16 protein-coding genes are annotated in these 18,905 nt (G+C 40.7%); 2 read left to right on the top strand and 14 right to left on the bottom strand.

The features are described from left to right. Positions 1 to 64: 64 nt before the first annotated feature. Positions 65 to 1,549, top strand: a complete 1,485-nt coding sequence (locus H0R92_RS07010; RefSeq protein ID WP_432962527.1) for a CapA family protein — start codon at positions 65 to 67, stop codon at positions 1,547 to 1,549. Between the two features lie 70 nt (positions 1,550 to 1,619). Here H0R92_RS07010 and H0R92_RS07005 read toward each other — a convergent pair whose 3' ends face one another. The 14 genes from H0R92_RS07005 to H0R92_RS06940 form a co-directional block, all read right to left on the bottom strand. Then, a complete protein-coding gene (locus H0R92_RS07005) occupies positions 1,620 to 2,210 on the bottom strand; it encodes a hypothetical protein (protein ID WP_432962525.1) in 591 nt (196 codons plus the stop codon). Positions 2,211 to 2,386: 176 nt separating this feature from the next. After that, positions 2,387 to 4,354: a molecular chaperone HtpG gene (gene htpG, locus H0R92_RS07000; RefSeq protein WP_432962523.1), complete on the bottom strand. Its 1,968-nt coding sequence runs from the start codon at positions 4,352 to 4,354 to the stop codon at positions 2,387 to 2,389. 160 nt (positions 4,355 to 4,514) lie between these two features. Then, positions 4,515 to 5,381, bottom strand: coding sequence for a helix-turn-helix domain-containing protein (locus H0R92_RS06995; RefSeq protein WP_432962521.1), 867 nt, complete (start codon positions 5,379 to 5,381; stop codon positions 4,515 to 4,517). A gap of 124 nt (positions 5,382 to 5,505) precedes the next feature. Beyond that, positions 5,506 to 6,921 (bottom strand): arabinose isomerase, encoded by a 1,416-nt coding sequence (locus tag H0R92_RS06990; RefSeq protein WP_432962519.1) that lies wholly within the window; start codon positions 6,919 to 6,921, stop codon positions 5,506 to 5,508. Between the two features lie 4 nt (positions 6,922 to 6,925). Beyond that, positions 6,926 to 7,240: an L-rhamnose mutarotase gene (rhaM, locus tag H0R92_RS06985; protein WP_432962517.1), complete on the bottom strand. Its 315-nt coding sequence runs from the start codon at positions 7,238 to 7,240 to the stop codon at positions 6,926 to 6,928. A gap of 155 nt (positions 7,241 to 7,395) precedes the next feature. Then, on the bottom strand, positions 7,396 to 8,424 hold the full coding sequence (gene rhaS, locus H0R92_RS06980; protein ID WP_432962515.1) for a rhamnose ABC transporter substrate-binding protein: 1,029 nt from the start codon (positions 8,422 to 8,424) through the stop codon (positions 7,396 to 7,398). A 47-nt stretch (positions 8,425 to 8,471) separates the two neighbouring features. After that, complete coding sequence (locus tag H0R92_RS06975; RefSeq protein WP_432962513.1) at positions 8,472 to 9,458, bottom strand: ABC transporter permease; 987 nt, start codon at positions 9,456 to 9,458, stop codon at positions 8,472 to 8,474. A 74-nt stretch (positions 9,459 to 9,532) separates the two neighbouring features. After that, positions 9,533 to 10,528 carry an ABC transporter permease gene (locus tag H0R92_RS06970; RefSeq protein WP_432962511.1) on the bottom strand — a complete coding sequence of 332 codons (996 nt, stop codon included), beginning with the start codon at positions 10,526 to 10,528 and terminating at the stop codon, positions 9,533 to 9,535. Further along, on the bottom strand, positions 10,521 to 12,029 hold the full coding sequence (locus H0R92_RS06965) for a sugar ABC transporter ATP-binding protein (protein ID WP_432962509.1): 1,509 nt from the start codon (positions 12,027 to 12,029) through the stop codon (positions 10,521 to 10,523). Before H0R92_RS06965 ends, H0R92_RS06970 begins: the two co-directional genes overlap by 8 nt. Beyond that, the gene (locus tag H0R92_RS06960) at positions 12,022 to 12,807 is read right to left on the bottom strand and encodes a class II aldolase/adducin family protein (RefSeq protein WP_432962507.1); all 786 of its coding nucleotides are present in this window, start codon (positions 12,805 to 12,807) and stop codon (positions 12,022 to 12,024) included. Before H0R92_RS06960 ends, H0R92_RS06965 begins: the two co-directional genes overlap by 8 nt. A 14-nt stretch (positions 12,808 to 12,821) precedes the next feature. Then, positions 12,822 to 14,081, bottom strand: coding sequence for an L-rhamnose isomerase (locus H0R92_RS06955; protein WP_432962505.1), 1,260 nt, complete (start codon positions 14,079 to 14,081; stop codon positions 12,822 to 12,824). A 155-nt stretch (positions 14,082 to 14,236) separates the two neighbouring features. Beyond that, entirely contained in the window at positions 14,237 to 15,448 is a 1,212-nt protein-coding gene (locus H0R92_RS06950; protein WP_432962503.1) for a phosphopentomutase, read from the bottom strand. Positions 15,449 to 15,546: 98 nt separating this feature from the next. Further along, entirely contained in the window at positions 15,547 to 16,329 is a 783-nt protein-coding gene (gene udp / locus H0R92_RS06945) for a uridine phosphorylase (protein ID WP_432962501.1), read from the bottom strand. 305 nt (positions 16,330 to 16,634) lie between these two features. Further along, the gene (locus H0R92_RS06940; RefSeq protein ID WP_432962499.1) at positions 16,635 to 17,669 is read right to left on the bottom strand and encodes a LacI family DNA-binding transcriptional regulator; all 1,035 of its coding nucleotides are present in this window, start codon (positions 17,667 to 17,669) and stop codon (positions 16,635 to 16,637) included. A 204-nt stretch (positions 17,670 to 17,873) separates the two neighbouring features. Between H0R92_RS06940 and H0R92_RS06935 the strand changes: the two genes are divergently transcribed. Further along, entirely contained in the window at positions 17,874 to 18,905 is a 1,032-nt protein-coding gene (locus H0R92_RS06935; protein WP_432962497.1) for an extracellular solute-binding protein, read from the top strand.

The following is an 18,905-nucleotide window of genomic DNA, read 5'->3' as shown; positions in this document are numbered from 1 at the left end:
ATATTCGGATATGTTTCATATGCTGCATAAAATACTGCATAAAAATCGGCGTATATTTTTTATTGTGATTGGTTTTCTTTTTGCGGCGGCTTTTATATTGATTGTTTTGCGCGCTTTTTTTCGTCCGATACGCTATACGGTACGCGTTGACGATGTTCTTTTTGAGCAGTATATACAACCCTTAGGGCCGGAACCTTTTGTTTTTGACGGTACAGATTCGCAGCAGCGGCGCCTTCCGTTTACGTTTAAAAAACTGAGCGGCACTGCAAAAAAAATCCCTTTTTTAGGGAAAATCGAAGTATGCGCCGCAACCGTCACCCGTGAAGAAAGCCTTTTATTGCTTGAATCGCAGCAAGCTCCGGCAAACATAACAAAGTACCCCATACAAAAAACTGTGTTGGTGCCGTCCGTAGAAGCCGAGTTTGACAAGCGCTCGAATAAGTGGCCGGCACAACCTTCAATTTTCAGCCCCGGACTTTCCGTAAGTATTACAAAACCTGAAGATTTACCCGAAAAAAAGCGCGCACTTCCCGTTGACGGTTTATATGCGGGTGATGAAAAATATGCGCTGACGCTTACTTCTTATGCGGTTTGCACGGTTTATATTGAAAAATTTGCTCCGGTGATACGGGAATGGTGTGAACAAACATTCACTTGTGCGGAAAGCCCGAAAACCTCTTTTGCGGCAGCGGTCGGGGATATTATGGTTGCCCGCGGTATAGAAGATGTTTTGATTAAAAATCCGGACGGGCTTAAAAAAGTTTTTTCGACAACGCTTCCCGTTTTACAAAATAATGATATAACAATCGGCAATCTTGAGGGAGTGGTTACGGATTCTTCCCGTGCGGCGACTAAAACGTATACGTTTAAGTTTAAAAAAGCCGTTTTGCCGTTTTTGCAAAAAGCCGGTTTTACCTATCTTATGCAGGCGAATAATCACTGCTACGATTTCGGGGAAGCCGGTTTTAAAGATACTCTTTCCGCCCTTGCCGAGTGTAATATTCCTACTTCCGGCGCCGGTTTAAATGCAAAAGAGGCCGCACAATTTTATCATACTCAAGTAAAAGGACAAAATTTTGCAATAATTTCGTGCGGGGCTTTCCCCGTTGAACGGAGCGGCTTTAACGGAAAAACGACGGCAACCGCCACCGAAACGCGGGCGGGTATTTTGTGGGCGGGAGAAACGCTTTTAGAGGGTATTGCACGGCAAAAAGCTGACGGCAATTTTGTTATTGTCAATGTGCACGGCGGAGAAGAATACCGTTTTTTTCCCGCAAAAGAACAGCGCGCCTTATACGAATCGTTTTGCGATGCGGGAGCCGATGTCGTTTTCGGCAGCCACCCTCACGTTTTACAGCCGATTGAACGGTACAACGGCAGTTTGATTGTCTATTCTCTCGGGAATTTTTTGTTTAACGGAATGAATGAAATGCCCGGTGCAACCGACAGTGAAATTGTCCGGCTCGGTATTTACGGCGGAAAAATTCTCTACACCGAAATATATCCTGCAAAACTGGGCACAAACGGCGTCGCCCTAAAACCGTATTAGATTCGGCGGCATTCGGTTAGAAATTTTCATCCGGAAAAAAGCGAAACCGCGCTTGGTTGCACTTTGGCGTTTACAACACCCAGCGTTGATAATCCAAAACAAAAGAAACGGCAAGAACCGCCGCAAGAAATGCGTAACTGAACAGGTTGGCAATGAAAACGGCGCGGCTAAAGCGTTTTTTATCCGCAATCTCTTTTTTCAGCATAAGCCGCTCGACCCAAGTTTCCGTAAGCCATGAAACAAAGAAAAACGGTATAAGCAAAAACAGTGCGGCAACCGGAACCCGCCAATGCAAATCGTCATACGGCAAAAGCCACGGCGCCTGATAGGTAACCGATAAGATATTTTCCGTTAGCCTGCCAACGCCGCCTATAAATCCGTCTCCGCCGGTGGAAATTTGGAGAAGGGCGAGAATTCTCCATGTAGCGGGAATACCGAATAAAGTGGAACACAGGTTTCCCGCAACAACAGCCCAAGCCGTTTTCTTTTTATTCATTTTTAGAATCTTTATCAGCACGGCGGTTTCTATCAAAATTACGGGAATAAGAGACAGTACCGTTTTGGGAAAAATAACCGCTATCATCGGCACACCCGCATTTGCATATATGTTGAAGTATAGAAATAGAAGAAAAAATAATACAATCGGTTTTCTTTTATTCATATTAATTCTTCTCCTTTAATTGTCAAAGATTTATTATCGATGAGCAGCAAAGCGTTTGTAAGCCGTCGAAAAGCGGATGCTCTTCGGCAGCTTCATTTCCTGAAATATTTTTACGCGGATGTTTTCCGTGCTGTCCAAAAATTGAATTTTTTGAACAGCACCCTTAAGCCGGCATTTTACGCGCGGGTCAAAAGCCGGTTCAGCTTTTTAACGAAGTCGGCGGGGTCTTTTAATTCCGCACCGCTTACCAAAAGCGCTTGATCCAAAAGCACGGCCGATACGTCGCCGATGTGCTGTTCGTCCTCGCAGTCTTTTAAAGAAGCGACAAGGGGGTGTTCGCCGTTGATTTCCAAAATCGGCTTTACCTCTCCCATGCCGGATTGTCCCATCGCTTTCATCATGCGCTCAAGCTGAAGCGAAGGATCGTTTTCGTCTACAACGATACAGCTCGGAGAATCGGACAGGCGCTTTGAAAGGTGTACGTCTTTTACGCGCTCGCCGAGGGCTTTTTTGATTTTTTCGGTCAGCGGTTTAAATTCTTTTTCCTTTTTTTCCGCTTCTTTTTTATCCACGCCGAGCTCTTCATCGCTTCCGGCACGGTTGACCGCTTTTAAGTCAAAGTCCTTGTATTTTCCCAAGGCGGGGAATACGATATCGTCTATTTCGTCGGCCATAATGAGCACTTCAAAGCCCTTTGCCCGGTAGGCTTCCAAAAGCGGCGAATTGCGCAGGTTTTGCTCGTCGTTTCCGGTAATGTAATAGATTGCTTTTTGGCCTTCTTTCATGCGCTGCACATAATCGGCAAAGCTTGTCCACTTGTTTTCGCCCGTTCCTTCTTCGGCCGTACTTTTAAAACGGATAATTTCGCATAAATCGTCTTTGTTTGCAAAGTCGGAGTATAAACCTTCTTTAAGCGGGCGATTAAACTGCGACACAAAGGTGTTCCACTTTTTTGCTTCGTCGCTGTCCTCTTTTGCTTTTTTTGCCGCCTCCGCCGTTTTTTTGAATTCGCTTAAAAGCTTTTTAACCGAAGCGGTTTTTATCGACGTTAAAATGCGGTTTTGCTGTAAAATTTCGCGGCTTACGTTCAGCGGTAAATCTTCCGAATCGATAATACCGCGCACAAAACGCAGGTAGGGCGGAAGCAGTTCTTTTTCGTCGTCGGTGATAAAAACGCGCTTTACGTACAGCTTAACGCCGCTTTTATAATCCGCCTGATACATATCGAAGGGGGCGCGTTCGGGAACGTAAAAGAGGGTTGTGTATTCCTGCGTTCCTTCGGCATGGGTGTGAACACAAAGAAGCGGATCGGACGAATCGTGCGAAATGGTTTTGTAAAAATCGTCGTAATCGGCTTTTTTCAATTCGCTTTTCGGCCGCTTCCACAAAGCGCTCGCGCTGTTTATTTGCTCGGTTTTATTTTCGCTTCCGGTTTCTTTACCCTTATCGTCGTATTTTTTTTGCACATAATGAAGGTAAATGGGGAAGGCGATGTGATCCGAATAGCGTTTTACCAAATCTTCAACCTTCCAGCGGCTTGCGTACTCTCCGCTTTCATCGTTGAGCTTCATAATGACGACCGTACCGTGCGCTTCTTCTTTGTCGAAGCCGTAACGCTTTACTTCATCGTTTGAAGCATCCGGTGTTTCCAAGTCGTAGGATTCGGTGCCCGCACTCGACCAGCGGTACAGGGGGTTGACTTTTCCGTCGGCGGTTTTTCCCGCTTTGCGCGTAATGACATCGATGTGCGAAGATGCCATAAAGGCCGAATAAAAGCCCACGCCGAATTGTCCGATAAGGGCCGAGTCCTTTTGCGCATCTTTTTCAAGCTGCTCCAAAAAGGCTTTGGTGCCGGAGCGTGCAATCGTTCCCAAATTCGCATTTAAATCGGCTTCGTCCATACCGATTCCGCTGTCCTGAACGCTCAGCGTTTTTTTCTCTTCGTCAAAATATATGTCGATGCGCGGCTCAAACTGGACTTCCTTGTATTCATCTTTGGAAACCGTTAGATATTTGAGTTTATCCAAGGCATCCGAAGCGTTTGATACGATTTCGCGCAAAAAAATGTCTTTGTTCGAGTACAGCGAATGAATAATAAGTTTGAGAAGCTGATTTACTTCCGTTTGAAATTGATGGGTTGCCACAACAGCACTCCTTTTTAATTAAGATGAATGATTTAAGAACCCGCCGATTGTTTCGGATATGTTTTAATCGGCGTTTTCCTAAATATACTAAAAAGGAGGTGTTTTCGGCAAATTTCACACTGTTTTTTCCAAAATCGAACGGCCGATGGTACCGGCGAATTTATTTTTCACGAAACTGTGAGCGATATTCGGACGGCGTAAGATTGATAAAATCTTTAAATAAGCGGGAAAAATAATTACTGTCGTTATATCCAATGTCCAGGGCTATTTGTGTAATAGATTTATTACTTTGAACTAATTCGTTGATGGCCGAAAACATACGGAGTCGTTTTTGATATACGGAAGGACTATAGCCAGTGATTCTTTTGCATGTACGCAAAACACTGCTTGGCGACATACCGCTTATTTCAACCAAATTTGATGTTTCTATGTTTTTATGAAAATGTGTTTCTATATAATCAATTAATCTAACAGACGGATTGTCTGATAAACAGATGGAGTAATCTTTATTTTCATAAATTCTGACAAGTAAAACCACAAGCTGCAAAAAAAAAGTGATTGCCTGTGTTATATAACCGCTATATTGTCCTCGTATCTCCTGTTGCATAGATTCGATTAAAGCGCGGACCTCAAAGGATTGTGCATTGGAAAGGGTAAAATGAACGGGAGGGTTTTTTTCAGCTTTTTTTTTCATGCATTGCTCAAATAGAAGGTTATAAGCGGGAATAGAGTTTAAATGTAAGTTGTTTTGTGTTAAAAAGCTTGGCTGTATTAAAATATTCATTAAAACTAGATTATTTATTTTTTTAAAACCGTGACACTGTCCGGGTTTTATGCTTAAAATATCTCCGCCTTTTATTTCATAATTACCATAATTTGTTAAATGGATCGCCGTTCCGCTATAGATATACACCAGTTCATGAAAATCATGGCAGTGTATTGGAAAAGGGGCTTGATTGTTTCTGAATTCAAAATGGAAAGGGACGGCTCTTTCTTTCCAATATTTTTGTGCAAAGAGTTGGTACATGGCATACCCCTGGCGAAATTGTGCTGCTTTTTAGCCGTTATGTCAAGTTAAATAAAAACTAAAGACATTAAAAAAGCGAAAGCTTTTCAAATCTTTCGGCATGATCTGTTATGAGTATGAAGTATTAACAGATTTTTATACACTCAATTCCAAGTAAAAAGGCTATTTTTTCGATAATAGTATGTATATGGCCTATTCCAATAGCGCAATGATGTGAGGGGCCTTGCTTTGACCATTTGTCAACAAAGGCGCGAGCTGAAATAGGAAATTTATACCGACTATTAGTATTGCCTATTTGTAACACAGGACCCACAACCGATTCTCCTTCTGCGATTAATAACAGAGTTTTTCCACTTCTACCTTGCACAACTGCTAAAAAAGTTACAGGACCCTGTTTTACTGTCATTTGTATGGAAAGACCTTTGCCGGGTTTACCGTGATATACGGGGAGAGGAACAAGTGCAACCTGTCCATCGGCGATAGTAGGATGTGCAGGACCATCATGTCCCCAGAGGATAATATCATCATTGAAATCCATCGCATATAATTCAGCAAAAGAACCGCCGACTTTGAGAATATCCATAATTTTCATTGCTAGAACATTTTTTACCTCACACTCTCCAGCAACGGGAATATGATGTGCCGTCAACAATGTGTTTCCCGCAATAACAGAGGTAACAATGTTTTCATGAGTGCTTCCCGGAGTGCCTTCATAATAATATGCCATTGCATGTAAATTTCGTTTTTCAACGAGTGTGTCCAATGCACAGGATGTTTGAGCCGCTCTATCCAGTTCAAAGGCTTCACATTCTGAATCAATTTTAAATTCTGTTTCAAACTGTTGTCTTTTTATCATAATGTCTCTTTTAGAAACAGCTTTGTGATATTGTGCCAGCTCATCTATTTCAAGCAATTCAAAGTGACATCCGAAAACAGAGGCAAGTTCTGTAATATCGGTATATACATCCAACATTCCACAATAATAATGTCCGAGTATACCGATCCGGCTCTGCTGTAACTCTTTTACGGTACGGGATGCATGAATCCATTCTTTAATTTGTGTCCAAACATATTCTTCATTAAGATAGCCAGTAATAATATCATATGGGAGATTTGCTTTATTACAGATGTGAGCAATTTCGGGAACCGAACATGCGGAACAATGAGCAAGCCACTCTCCCGTCATAAGCCCCCTATCATTCAAATTGTTGAATGCCGTATAATCAATCGCTGCGGTCGGTTGAATATTTAAAATTATAGCAGGAACTTTTACTGTTTGTAAAACCGGTAAAACGGTATGAGAAAGGGCATAGGTTGAGATATATATGAAAATAAGATCTATACCTTCTTGCTGAAAAAAAGACCCAATTTTTTGTGCCGAAGCAGGATTATCAACTAGTCCCCCGTTTATTATTTCAACTTCATCAGTTTGCATTTGGGTAAAAATTTTATTCTGATATTCCGTTAGTCTTTCTTTTAGTCCATTAAATTGATTCCAATAAGTATCGAGTCCGATACCGAACAATCCTATCTTTGTCATTTTTTTATTCCATATAAAAAACATTTTTGAGTTCTGTACAAACCGGAGAATTATCAGAATTAACTTCCATAATATCCGCCATCATATTCCACCACTCTTTAACGATCGGTAAATCCTTTTGAGAAAAAGCTGTATTGTCAGGTTTTAATTTTTGGTAAGCAAAGAGGGTTAAAGTGTCTTCATCGAGAAAAATGGAATAATCATATACGCCGCTTTTGGTGATTGCATCTTTAAGTTCTGGCCATATTTTATCATGGCGTTTTTTATATTCGGCGGCAAACCCCGGTTTTAATTTCATTTTAAAGGCTGTGTGTAACATAAAACATTCTCCTGCGTGTTTTCTAAAAGAAACCGACTTGCAAAAATTATTTTTATATATGCAAGCCGGCTCCGTCTTTATGCATAGTTATATTTACGAAATGTTGCAAAGACATCTTTGAAAAAGAGTGTATCTCTTTGTAAAAACGTTAACCGCTAATAAACCGTTTTCCATTCATTGATATTTGCCTTATCAAATTTAAATGGTGAACCAAGCAACACTTCCGTACCCCCGTCTGAAGCCTTTGTTACACTGAAGTTTCCTAATTTTCCTGCGGAGAAATTTTCTCCTACTTTACCGGTTATTTTACCCGATGAAAGAACAATACTTATATAACCTGCAAGTTTGCCGACATCTATAGGATTCCATAAGTACATGTAAGGACAGGAACCGTTGTCTATATACTCCGCCATTTCCGAAGGTAAACCGAGTCCTGTGATTGCAACCCTTCCTGTAAGACCTTTGTCTGATATCACTTTTGCTGCAGCAGCAATTCCTACTGTTGTAGGAGCAACAATGCATTTCAGTTGGGGGAACGTTCTCAGCAATGCTTCCGTTTCTGAAACCGATTTGTCTCTTAGATCATCGCCGTAGGCGACCTTGACAAGTTTCAGATTTCTGTATTTTGCGCTGTTTTCTGTTAATTCTTTTTTCATCCATTCGATCCAGAGATTTTGATTCGAAGCTTGACTGGTCGCAGATAGAATTGCGAAATCACCGCTTCCACCGGATAGGTCATAAGCAGCACGAACGAGAGTTCGTCCTATTAATTCCGGGTCTGCTTGGTTGATAAATGTCATACGGCTTGCAGGATTTACATTGGAGTCGGCTGCTGTAACTTTTATACCCATATTCATAGCTTTGATTAAAACCGGTTGTAAAGCATCATAGTCATTTGCTGTGACACAAATTGACTTCACTTTTTGGGCTATCAGTTGTTCGATTATTTGAATTTGGGCTTCTGCCGTGGGTTGTTCCGGAGCTCGTAAAATAGCTTCAAAGCCGTGTTCTTCAATAATTTCTTTAAATCCCTCCATCTGTTTTTCCCCATAAGGGTTGCCTGTGTTCTTAAATACAAAGGCGTGTTTTTCTTTGCTACCCTCTTTTGTGCCTCCTGCAAAAATCGGGGATAGAACAACAGTCAGCATCAAAACGCATAATACTGAAACTACAATTTTTTTCATACTGCCTCCTTTTTACCGTTTAAATAATGCTTAAACGAGTATTCCTTTTATTTTTTAACGGATATAATCCGAGTTGCATCAAAGCGTATGTTTTGAATCATTACAGAAACGATAAGCAATAAGCCGGTTATAATCATAACTATTTGAGCAGAAATATTGATAAGACCTAATCCATATTGTAGATATCCAATGATGCCGATTGCCAAAAGGGGTCCTGCAATTCTTCCTTGTCCTCCTGCGGTACTTACTCCTCCTAAGACCGTCATTGCGATAATTTCTAATTCATATCCGATTGCGATATTCGGACGCGTACTTCCCATGCGGGATGTTAGAAACAGAGCCGTAATACCGGACATAAGGCCTGTCAGTATATAGACAATAAGCATGACGGTGTCTGTTTTTATCCCAGAATATTTACTTGCAATCATATTGTTTCCTATTCCGTAAACAGCTCTTCCGAATGTCGTTTTATGTATTAAAATACCGAAAAAAATGGCACAAATAGCAAAAATAAGCATAATAAAGGGAATGTGACCGACATATCCCCAGCCGAAAAATTTAAACCAAGTAGGAAATTTTCCTGCAGCTTGATCTTCCAATATGATATATGCTAAACCTCGATATATAGTCATTGTTGAAAGTGTGATAATCATTGCCGGTAATTCTTTAAATTTTATAAGTAAAAAACCGTTAATAAAGCCGCAAATTGTTCCAGTTATCAAACATAACACAATCGCTAAAATCATCGGAACACCTGCATTATATGTTACACCCATCATAACAGAGGAGAGAGCAACAATAGACGATACGGAAATATCGATATTTCCTGTCAATAGAATAAGCATCATCGGAAAAACGATGAACGCTTTATCTAAAAACATCATAGGAGTGCTGATAAATGTATCTAAAGATAAATACCACGGAGAAATAATGCTATTGATTATATGAATAAGAATGAAAACTAAAACCAGAAGCCATTCCCACTGGAAAAAACATGCTTTTGTATTGTGCGTTCTTGTAAAAGAATGTTTCATTTTTTCTCCTAATTCTAATAATATATCACGACAAGGAAAATTGCGGCAAAAAAAACACCCAATATTGAGCGTAATTATATAATACGTCGTTTAAGCACATTTTTATCTGTTTCGCGCTTCACATACACATTGGTTATTATTGCTGTTAAAATAACCAGCCCTTGAATCCCTGTTTGCCAAAAAGGTGAAACATTGATAAGAGGAAGTGCATTGTTAAGAATGCCGAAAAGAATTGTTCCTAAGATTAACCCGCTTATCTTTCCGCTCCCTCCAGAAACGCTGATACCTCCTAAAACGCAGGCGGCAATTACATTCATTTCATAGCCTGTTGCAGTATCTCCCTGTGCAGAAGCAAATTTTGCAACCCATAAAACACCTCCTAAACCGGCAAGAATACCCATAAGGACATATGCCAAAGCAGTTGTTTTTTTTGCAGGAATACCGGAAATTTCCGCCGCTTCTCTATTTGAACCAACAGCGTAAAGCCAGCGACCGTTTCTTGTATGGTTTATAAAAAACCAAAAAATGATATAAATACCTACGGCGATTAAAAGCATATTGTTTATGCCACAGGTGTTTCCGACAGCTATATTTTTAAATGATTGAGGCATTTGATATGCACTAACCCATTTTCCTCTCGAAATTAAAAAAGTCAGTCCGCGTAAAATATTCATCATTCCCAAAGATGCGATAATCGGGAGAATTTTGAATTGTGCAATAAGAATCCCTATAATCAAACCGGAAAAAGCTCCGACAGACATTCCTTCCAGAACAGCTAGAACAACTGGGAGGGTTGGATTATGTTGAAGCGTCAAAGCCGCCAACATACCTGAAAAGGCAATATTTGCTCCTATAGAAAGGTCTATGCCGCCAGTCAGTAAAACAAGCATCATGCCCATTGCTAAAATACTTAAGATTGCAGTATTGACCAACAAATCTTTAATATTGCTTATCGTTAAAAATTCAGGATTGCGTAATTGTACAAAAATACAAATAAATACAATGAATATAAATAAACCTAACTCGCGATACTGGATGTTTTTTGTTTTCATGGACAGATAATTATTCATTGTCAAAAGGCTCCTTCACCATTGCTGCATGTAAAATTTTATTTTGATCTGCTTGGCCTGTTTCAAATTCCGCGGCGATCCGACCTTCTCTCATAACCATGATACGATCGCTTAGACCAAGAACTTCCGGCATTTCCGAGGAAATTAAAATAATAGCATATCCGGCTTCAACTAAATCTCCCATTATATTATAAATAGCGGTTTTTGCAGCGACATCTACTCCTTTTGTTGGTTCATCCATAATAATAACTTTGAGGTCGTTCGTTAAAAGTTTTGCAACTACAACTTTTTGTTGGTTACCGCCCGACAAATTCGAAACCTTGTTAAAAATGCTTGTGGCCTTTATTGAAAGGGTTCTTAAAACATTTCTAGCTGTTTTTTGCTCTTTTTTTTCATTTATCCAACCCAATTTGCTGAAAGCCTTTAAAGAGGAAAAAGAAATATTTTTAGTAATATCCCAGTTTAAAACAAGCCCTTGTCTTTGTCTGTCTTCGGGTAAATAGCCCAATCCTGCCGACATTGCTTCGCACGGATGTAAAAACAGTACTTCTTTACCTGACAGCAATACAGATCCTTCATTAAAAGGATATATCCCAAAAATACTTTCACAAACTTCTGTTCGTCCGGAGCCAACTAGGCCGGTCAAAGCAAGGATCTCTCCTTTTTTAACAGAAAAGGAAATATCCTTAAAAAACCCCTGTCGTCCCAACCCTTTTACTTCAAGAATCGTTTCGCCGATTTGTATTTGTCGTTTGGGGAATATTTGTGTTATTTCTCTTCCTACCATAGCCTGTATTAAAGTTTCGTGAGAGATTTCATTTGCGTGCCATGTTCCGATATATTTGGCATCACGAAAAACTGTTATGCGATCGGCAAGATGGTCTATATCTTGTATACGGTGTGATATAAAAATAACAGATACACCCTTTTCACGTAATGATTTTGTTATTTTGTATAAATCTTCACTCTCCCGTTGAGTTAGGGATGCTGTTGGTTCATCCATGATGATAATTTTTGCATTCATAGAAAGAGCTTTAGCAATTTCAACGATTTGTTGGGCAGCGACAGATAGAGAACCCATTCGTATCCTTGAATTAAAAGGTGCGTTAAGGCGTGCAAGCCAGCTATCTGCTTCTGCATACATTTTTTTCCAATCAAGGCGCTTAAAATATCCTGTTACAGATTCATGACCGATAAACATGTTTTCGGCAACGGAAAGATGTGGATAACATGTTACATGTTGATATATTGCTGCAATACCTAAATTTTGTGCATCGGCAGGGGTACGCATTTGAACAGAAATTCCGTTAAAAAGGATTTCGCCTGCATCTGGGCGGTGAACACCTGTAATAATCTTTATAAAAGTTGATTTGCCAGCTCCGTTTTCACCCATAAGTGCATGAATTTCACCTTTTTTTAGATCAAAATGAACATTTTCCAGGGCTTTAACGCCGGGGAAGAACTTTGTTATATTTTTTAATTCAAGAATAAAATCAGTCATTATTTTCCTCGCTAGCTACTTGAGTAAAAATTTGTTGACGATATTTTTCATCAGGGCGGCCCCATATATGTGTTACGGTTTTCCTATCCAAGGCGTGAATACCACCTGCTAAGCAGGCCCCTAATCTTACTCGAGCTGCTTTTTCTGCTGTTAAGGTAATATGTTCAACTTCTTTTGCAGAACCGCCGATTGCAACGAAACCATGATTTTGAAGATATATACTTTTAGGAATCGATTTGTGCTCTATAATAAAAGTATCTATTTTTTGTTTTAGTTCTTTTGCCAGAGGAATCCCCGGATCGGTATAAGGAACATAGACAGAGTCGATTCCCAACAAAACAATTTCATCAGGATACATTCTTCCCTGTAAATTCTCGGGAAATGAGGTTGCACAAGTTAAGGAATTAATATAAACAGGATGTGTATGTCCAACAAAAGTAATTCCTTCATAACTTAAACAAACTGCATGTAGTAATGCTTCTACGGAAGGACGTCTTTTATCCGAAGGGACTACTTTTGCTTCTTGAAAATATAATTTTAACTCATTTTCAGAGATACTTTCTTTTTCAAGTAATTTCAAAATCTTATCGAGATACATCAGGACAAAACCCCTTTCATCAATAGAAGACAATTCAAAACCGCTTGCTTTTAAAAGGTACGTTCCGTCCCCTAACAAGGCCGATGTGTTTCCTTCTCCGATAATTGCCATTTCTTTTTCTGGGCATCCTAACCTTTGCGATAAGGAAATAAGTTCTTTTTCTATGCTGCATCGGTTCATTCCCTGTATCCTTTTTAACCGCGTTTATTTGTAACGAGTTTTTCATACTCTTTTACATATTTTATTATTTCATAGTCTTGAGGGACACCTGCTTCTTCGCAATATTTTTGCCAAACAAACCCAAAAAATGGGAACGTTTTCATTTGCTCAAATAAAAATAAGCGGCCGAAAAAGTTTTTTTCGTCCTCATATATTGTAAGAGTATGCTGCGGTTGCAAGAGTGCTGCCAATAATGCTTTTTGTGTAGAACGGCAACCGAGCGTCCATGCACCGATTCTGTTGATAGACCCGTCAAAAAAGTCAAGACCGATATGAATTTTTTCTGTTTTTTTGCTTTTAATAATTTCTTCTCCCGTTACTCTAAGATCGTCGTTAAAAATAACGACATGGTCAGAATCCCATCGAACAGGACGTGAAATATGTAATAAAATTTCATCTATTGTTAGCATTATTGCAGAAAGTTTATCCGCTACATTTTCTGTCGGATGATAATGCCCTAAATCAAGTGTTAATAAAATATTGCGAGAGATGGCATATCCCAGATAGAATTCATGGGATCCGGCAACATAGGATTCTGTTCCTATTCCGAAAACTTTAGATTCAACGGAATCTTTTAAATATAGGGAAGAAATCTTTTTTTTTAGAATTTCATCCAACGAATCTGATAGAATTGAACGGTAAATCAATCTATCTGCGGGGATATCCTTCATTCCGTCTGCTATCCAAATATTATGAATACAAGGGTTTTTTTGCTTTTCGCCAAAATACGCACCGATTTCCCGACACCGTTTTGCATGTTCGATCCAAAAATCACGGATACCTTTATCTTTTGAACATAATGTCAAATCATTGGCTTTAGGATGGGAAAAAAAAGTTGAATTAAAATCAAGATTTATATTTTTAGACTGTGCCCAGTCTAACCATGTTTTAAAATGTTCTGGCAACAATGCATCTCGGTCGATTTTTTTGCCCTTAAGATCAGCATAATTTGCATGAAGGTTTAGTCTATATGTTCCCGGGATAAGTGAAAGGGTTTTTTCAATGTCTTGTTGTAATTCAAGAATGTTACGTGCTTTCCCAGGGTAACTACCGGTTACTTGAATTCCACCGCCTTCGAGTTTTGAATTAGGATGTTCAAAACCTCCGACATCATCACCCTGCCAACAATTCAATGAAATAGGAATTTTTACTAATTGAAAAAGGGCTTTGTCTGTATCGACTCCCAAAGCGGCATATTCTTCTTTTGCCCATTGATAAGCTGTATTTATATTCATTCTTTTTCCTTCACAATTGTATTGTTTTTTGTAGGATATAGACAGCTAAGGAAATACGCCTTGACAAAAAAAGCAAACAATAGCATAAAATCGTCAGAGGGTTATGGGTTGATGCCTAGAAAAGACTTGATATGAAGTTGTTTTTTATATTACTTTCACACTGTTTTTTCCAAAATCGAACGGCCGATGGTACCGGCGGGCATGGGAACGCCGAAATTGTCGGCAACCGTTGCCCCGATAAGGGCAAAGGTTTCGCCTTCGGGCAAAAGACCGTTTTCCGGCAAACCGTTTTTGTAACGCAGGGCAAAACGGGGAGACCACGCCAAAAACGGTACTTTTTCGCGCGTGTGGTCGCTGCCCTTATATGTCGGATCGTTTCCGTGGTCGGCGCTTAAAATCAATAAATCGTCTTCGTTTAACACTTCCATAAGAGCGCCCAGTTTTAAATCGAATTTTTCAAGTTCTTCGGCATAGCCTACGGGATTGCGCCTGTGTCCCCACAGCGCGTCAAAATCCACCAAATTCGTAAAGCACAAACCCGTAAAATCCTTTTGTGTAAGGCCGATTGTCTGTTCCATACCGTGAACCGAGCTTTGCGATTTGTGCGTTTCCGTTATTCCTTCGCCGGCGAAAATATCTTTGATTTTACCGACCGAAATAACGCTGAAGCCCGCTTCCTGCAAAGCGTTTAATACCGTTTTTGTCGGCGGCTTAAGCGCATAGTCGTGGCGGTTTGCGGTACGCTTAAACTCGCCCCGTTTTTTTCCTACATAGGGGCGGGCAATAACGCGGCCGACCTTCCATTCGTCTTTTAAAGTCAATTCGCGGGCGATTTCGCAGTACTTATAGAGATTGTCCAAGCCCATCGTTTCTTCATTGCCGCAAATTTGCAAAACCGAATCCGCCGATGTATATACAATCAAATGACCCTTTGAAATTTCTTCTTCGGCAAGTTCGTCAAGAATTTCGGTTCCGCTTGCGCTTTTGTTGCCGATAATTTTCCGCCCGGTTCTTTGAGAAAGCTCGTCCAAAAGGGCTTGGGGAAAACCCGTGTCCGTAAAGGTTTTAAAGGGCTTTGTCGTATGAATGCCCATCATTTCCCAGTGGCCGGTCATCGTATCCTTGCCGTTGCTCGCTTCGTTTATTTTCATATGGAAGGCCGCAGGCTGTGTGACGGGAGCGACTTGTTTAAGCGGATGAAGATTCGCCAAACCGAGTTTTTGAAGGTTCGGAATGTGCAGTTTTTCAACGCTTTGTGAAATATGACCGAGCGTGTCCGCCCCCGTATCGCCGAAATCGGCCGCATCGTTCATAGCGCCGACGCCTAAAGAATCCAGTACAACTATAAAAATCCGTTTGTATTCCATATTCGATTAACCTCATTATCGTATTATGCTTATCCTGATTGCGACTTTGTTCGAAAAGCTGCCGGCTTTTTAACAAGCCCGTTTTATGTGCCGCTTTTTTACCGTTCCGCCTTATCTTCGGCGATTAAAAAACGTAAAGCTTGAACGGCAACGCGGATTGCCGAATCCGTGTCGTGGACGATGGGATTATCCATGCCCGCCTTATTGCGTTCCTGATTGCCCACAACCGAAAAGGTTGAACCGCAGCGCACTTTAAGGTAATCGGCTACGATAAACAGGGCGGCCGACTCCATTTCCGAAGCTTTGCAGCCCATACGCAGCCATGCTTCCCACTTGCTTTCCAGTTCGTAGCTTACCGGCTTTGTTTCAGGCTCGTGCTGACCGTAAAAGGCGTCTTTGCACTGAACGATTCCCGCGTGATAGGTAAACTGCAGGGTTTTGGCGGCCTTTACCAAGGCGTTTGTAACGTCCAAGTGGGCGACGGCCGGAAATTCAATCGGCGCGTATTCTTTACTCGTACCTTCGGCACGGATTGCCCCCGTTGCAATGACAATATCGCCGCCCTTTACGTTCAAATCCATGCCGCCGCACGTTCCGATACGCACAAAGGTGTCCGCTCCGCAGCGGACCAGCTCTTCCATCGCGATGGATGCCGAAGGTCCGCCGATACCGGTTGAAGTAACGCTCACTTTTTCGCCGTCCAAAGTGCCGGTATAAGTGATGTATTCGCGGTTGTCGGCGATTAAACGCGCATTGTCAAAATACGCGGCTATTTTTTCGCAGCGCTTGGGATCTCCGGGCATAATAACATAGCGTCCCACATCGCCCGGTCTTGTGTGTATGTGATATTGCAGGTCGGCTTCTCCCGAATAATTTTGCATAGTGCCCTCCTTTTTTCTATAATCATATTTACATTTGTATAAATCACATTTTCTTGAGCCGACATAACATCCGTTAAGTCTCTAAAATAAATGCTTATTTTTATTTCACCTCCGCAGCTTATAAAGAAAAAGCTGAGAAATACTAAAAAAAAGATTTTTTTCATTTTTTCGCCCTTTCCCGAACGGAATTTCTGCATGTATTTATTGTCTTTATTATTATACTCCAAAATCGTTTTGGCTGCAATCTGAAATTTTTCTCCCGTGATTGAAAAAAAGAAAAGAAAACCTCTTGCCAAAGCTTGTCTTTATGTCGGAACAACCCCTGTAGAAGACCGTTTCATTAAAGTACATTTATATTGCACGCGGGTAAGATTTGAAGACTGATCGCTTTCGCAGAATTTTTGGTGTATTAAATTGACGGCATGTTTGCCTTGCTGAACGATATTATGATCCGTTGTCGTTAAGCCGATTGCCCTTGTTTTTGACGGGAATATGTTGTCAAAGGCGCAGATACTGCAATTTTTGGGAATAACAAGGTGCGAATCGTTTAGTGCGTCCATTACGCCGTATGCTACCATATCGTTAATGGCGACAATTGCCGTAACTTCTTTAAAATCCTGTAAACACCTTTTTGCAAGCATATATCCGGTGTCGTATTCTATATCCATATTTTCCAATTCTTCGGCAGGTAAAATATCTTTACTGAATACTTTAATCGTAAAATGTGCATGATGATGCATAAAATAATTTTTTATACCTTCAATTCTTTTGGTTCTTGCGCTGTGATTGGAGTTAAGACTTGTAGAAAGATAGGCAAGCTTTCTGTGCCCCAGCTTTGCAAGATAAGCGGCAACGATTTGGCCTGCATTAAAGTTGTCTATTTCAACCGTATCCATTTGAAGAGAACTGTGGTGATCGCCTACTACAACAATCGGAAGAAGGCCGTTTAGCATATTGGCGATTTCATGATTTTGCGGAATCATGGAAAAAATTACCGCATCTATGTTACTTCCTTTTACAAGGTTTATAACTTCTTTTTCCCGTTCTTTATCCCAGTATGTGTTGTATAACAGCGTATTATAATTAAGTTCTATCGCTTTTTGATCCATACCGTGACGAAGACCGGCATAATAGGGGTTTACGCCGGTCGGCTGTACAATGAGGATGTTTTTTTTGAATTTTGCTTTAAAATATCCCAACTTAAACGCTGCCGCTTGAACGGCTTCAATCGTTGCCGAAGAAAAGCGGTTTATTTGCTTTTTTGAAAGAATCATTGAAACGGCCGACTTCGACGTTCCCGTTGCGTTCGCTATGTCTTGTAAGGTTATTTTTTTTGCCATAGTAAAATCCTTTTTATAAAGTTTAGCAAAAGTTTAGCAAAAAAGCAATCGATTTTTTGCGTGTAATGTGCAAAAACCGCGTAATAAATCATGATTAAAAGAATTTGACAAATTAAAAATGTTGTCTTATTATAAATTCAATTACACAAGTGTTGAAGTTTTGTGTTGAACTTTATACTTATTGTTTACTAAAAGGAGGCCGGAATGAGAAAAAATCTTAAAACAATTATGCTGATAATGACAGCATGTTTACCTGTTTTGTTGTTTTCGGGCGGAAAAAAAGATACCGAAGAAAAAGGAATGGTTATATCTTATAATTCTCCCGCACAATGGGCAAACTGGGGGGCGGTGTTGGAAGCTTTTACCGCGAAAACAGGGATTGCCGCCCCGTCGGATCCTAAAAATTCGGGACAATCAATGGCCGCTTTGGAAGCGGAAAGAAAAGCTCCGCAAGCGGATACGGCCTATTTCGGAATTGTATTCGGATTGGAAGCTGCAAAAAAAGACTTGTTGGAGCCTTGGAAACCCGAATACTTCGATGAAATTCCGGATAATTTAAAAGCCGCAGACGGATCCTGGTATACCCTCCATCAAGGGGCTATTGCCTTTATTGTCAACACGGCGGAATTAAAAGGTTTGCCGATTCCTAAATCATGGAAGGATCTTTTAAAACCCATATATAAGGGTAAGGTAGGATTTTTAGACCCGACACAGGCTGCCGTCGGTTTTTCGGTTTATACCGCAGGAAATTTGGCAATGGGCGGAACTTTGACAAATTGGACTCCCGGTGTTGAATACTTTAAACAACTGTACAAAAACGGGTTGAACCTTCCCGCACAAACGGCAACGGCTATGGTGCAGCAGGGCGAAGTTCCCATCCTGATAGACGCCGATTTTAACGGATACAAGCTTAAATATATCGACAATGCGCCGGTAGACGTTGTTATTCCCGAAGAAGGATCGATTTCCATTCCGTATGTGATTTCGTTGGTAAAAGGTGCTCCCAATCGTGAAAACGGCCAAGCTTTGATTAATTTCAGTCTTTCCGATGAGGGCCAGCGGCTTTTTACCGAAAGTTATCTTCGCCCGGTGCGCAATATTAAAATTGCACCCGAAATCGCTTCCAAGATACTGCCCGCTTCCGATTATAAACGTGTTTCGGATCCCGATTTTGCAAAAATGCGGGCGGCACAAGACGAAGCGACAAAGCGCTGGAGAGCCGAGGTCATAAGATAA

Origin of the sequence: Treponema sp. OMZ 840 (assembly GCF_050937815.1) — a bacterium.
GTDB lineage: Bacteria > Spirochaetota > Spirochaetia > Treponematales > Treponemataceae > Treponema_C.
Note: the sequence above shows the minus strand (reverse complement) of the source record. Positions and strands in the feature narration are given on the sequence as shown.

Bases quoted from the DNA above. Each gene is read 5' to 3' on its own strand.
- H0R92_RS07005 (WP_432962525.1), bottom strand. From the start codon at position 2,210: ATGAATAAAAGAAAACCGATTGTATTATTTTTTCTTCTATTTCTATAC.
- H0R92_RS06995 (WP_432962521.1), bottom strand. From the start codon at position 5,381: ATGTACCAACTCTTTGCACAAAAATATTGGAAAGAAAGAGCCGTCCCT.
- H0R92_RS06990 (WP_432962519.1), bottom strand. From the start codon at position 6,921: ATGACAAAGATAGGATTGTTCGGTATCGGACTCGATACTTATTGGAAT.
- rhaM (WP_432962517.1), bottom strand. From the start codon at position 7,240: ATGTTACACACAGCCTTTAAAATGAAATTAAAACCGGGGTTTGCCGCC.
- rhaS (WP_432962515.1), bottom strand. From the start codon at position 8,424: ATGAAAAAAATTGTAGTTTCAGTATTATGCGTTTTGATGCTGACTGTT.
- H0R92_RS06975 (WP_432962513.1), bottom strand. From the start codon at position 9,458: ATGAAACATTCTTTTACAAGAACGCACAATACAAAAGCATGTTTTTTC.
- H0R92_RS06970 (WP_432962511.1), bottom strand. From the start codon at position 10,528: ATGAATAATTATCTGTCCATGAAAACAAAAAACATCCAGTATCGCGAG.
- H0R92_RS06965 (WP_432962509.1), bottom strand. From the start codon at position 12,029: ATGACTGATTTTATTCTTGAATTAAAAAATATAACAAAGTTCTTCCCC.
- H0R92_RS06960 (WP_432962507.1), bottom strand. From the start codon at position 12,807: ATGAACCGATGCAGCATAGAAAAAGAACTTATTTCCTTATCGCAAAGG.
- H0R92_RS06955 (WP_432962505.1), bottom strand. From the start codon at position 14,081: ATGAATATAAATACAGCTTATCAATGGGCAAAAGAAGAATATGCCGCT.
- H0R92_RS06950 (WP_432962503.1), bottom strand. From the start codon at position 15,448: ATGGAATACAAACGGATTTTTATAGTTGTACTGGATTCTTTAGGCGTC.
- udp (WP_432962501.1), bottom strand. From the start codon at position 16,329: ATGCAAAATTATTCGGGAGAAGCCGACCTGCAATATCACATACACACA.
- H0R92_RS06940 (WP_432962499.1), bottom strand. From the start codon at position 17,669: ATGGCAAAAAAAATAACCTTACAAGACATAGCGAACGCAACGGGAACG.
- H0R92_RS06935 (WP_432962497.1), top strand. From the start codon at position 17,874: ATGAGAAAAAATCTTAAAACAATTATGCTGATAATGACAGCATGTTTA.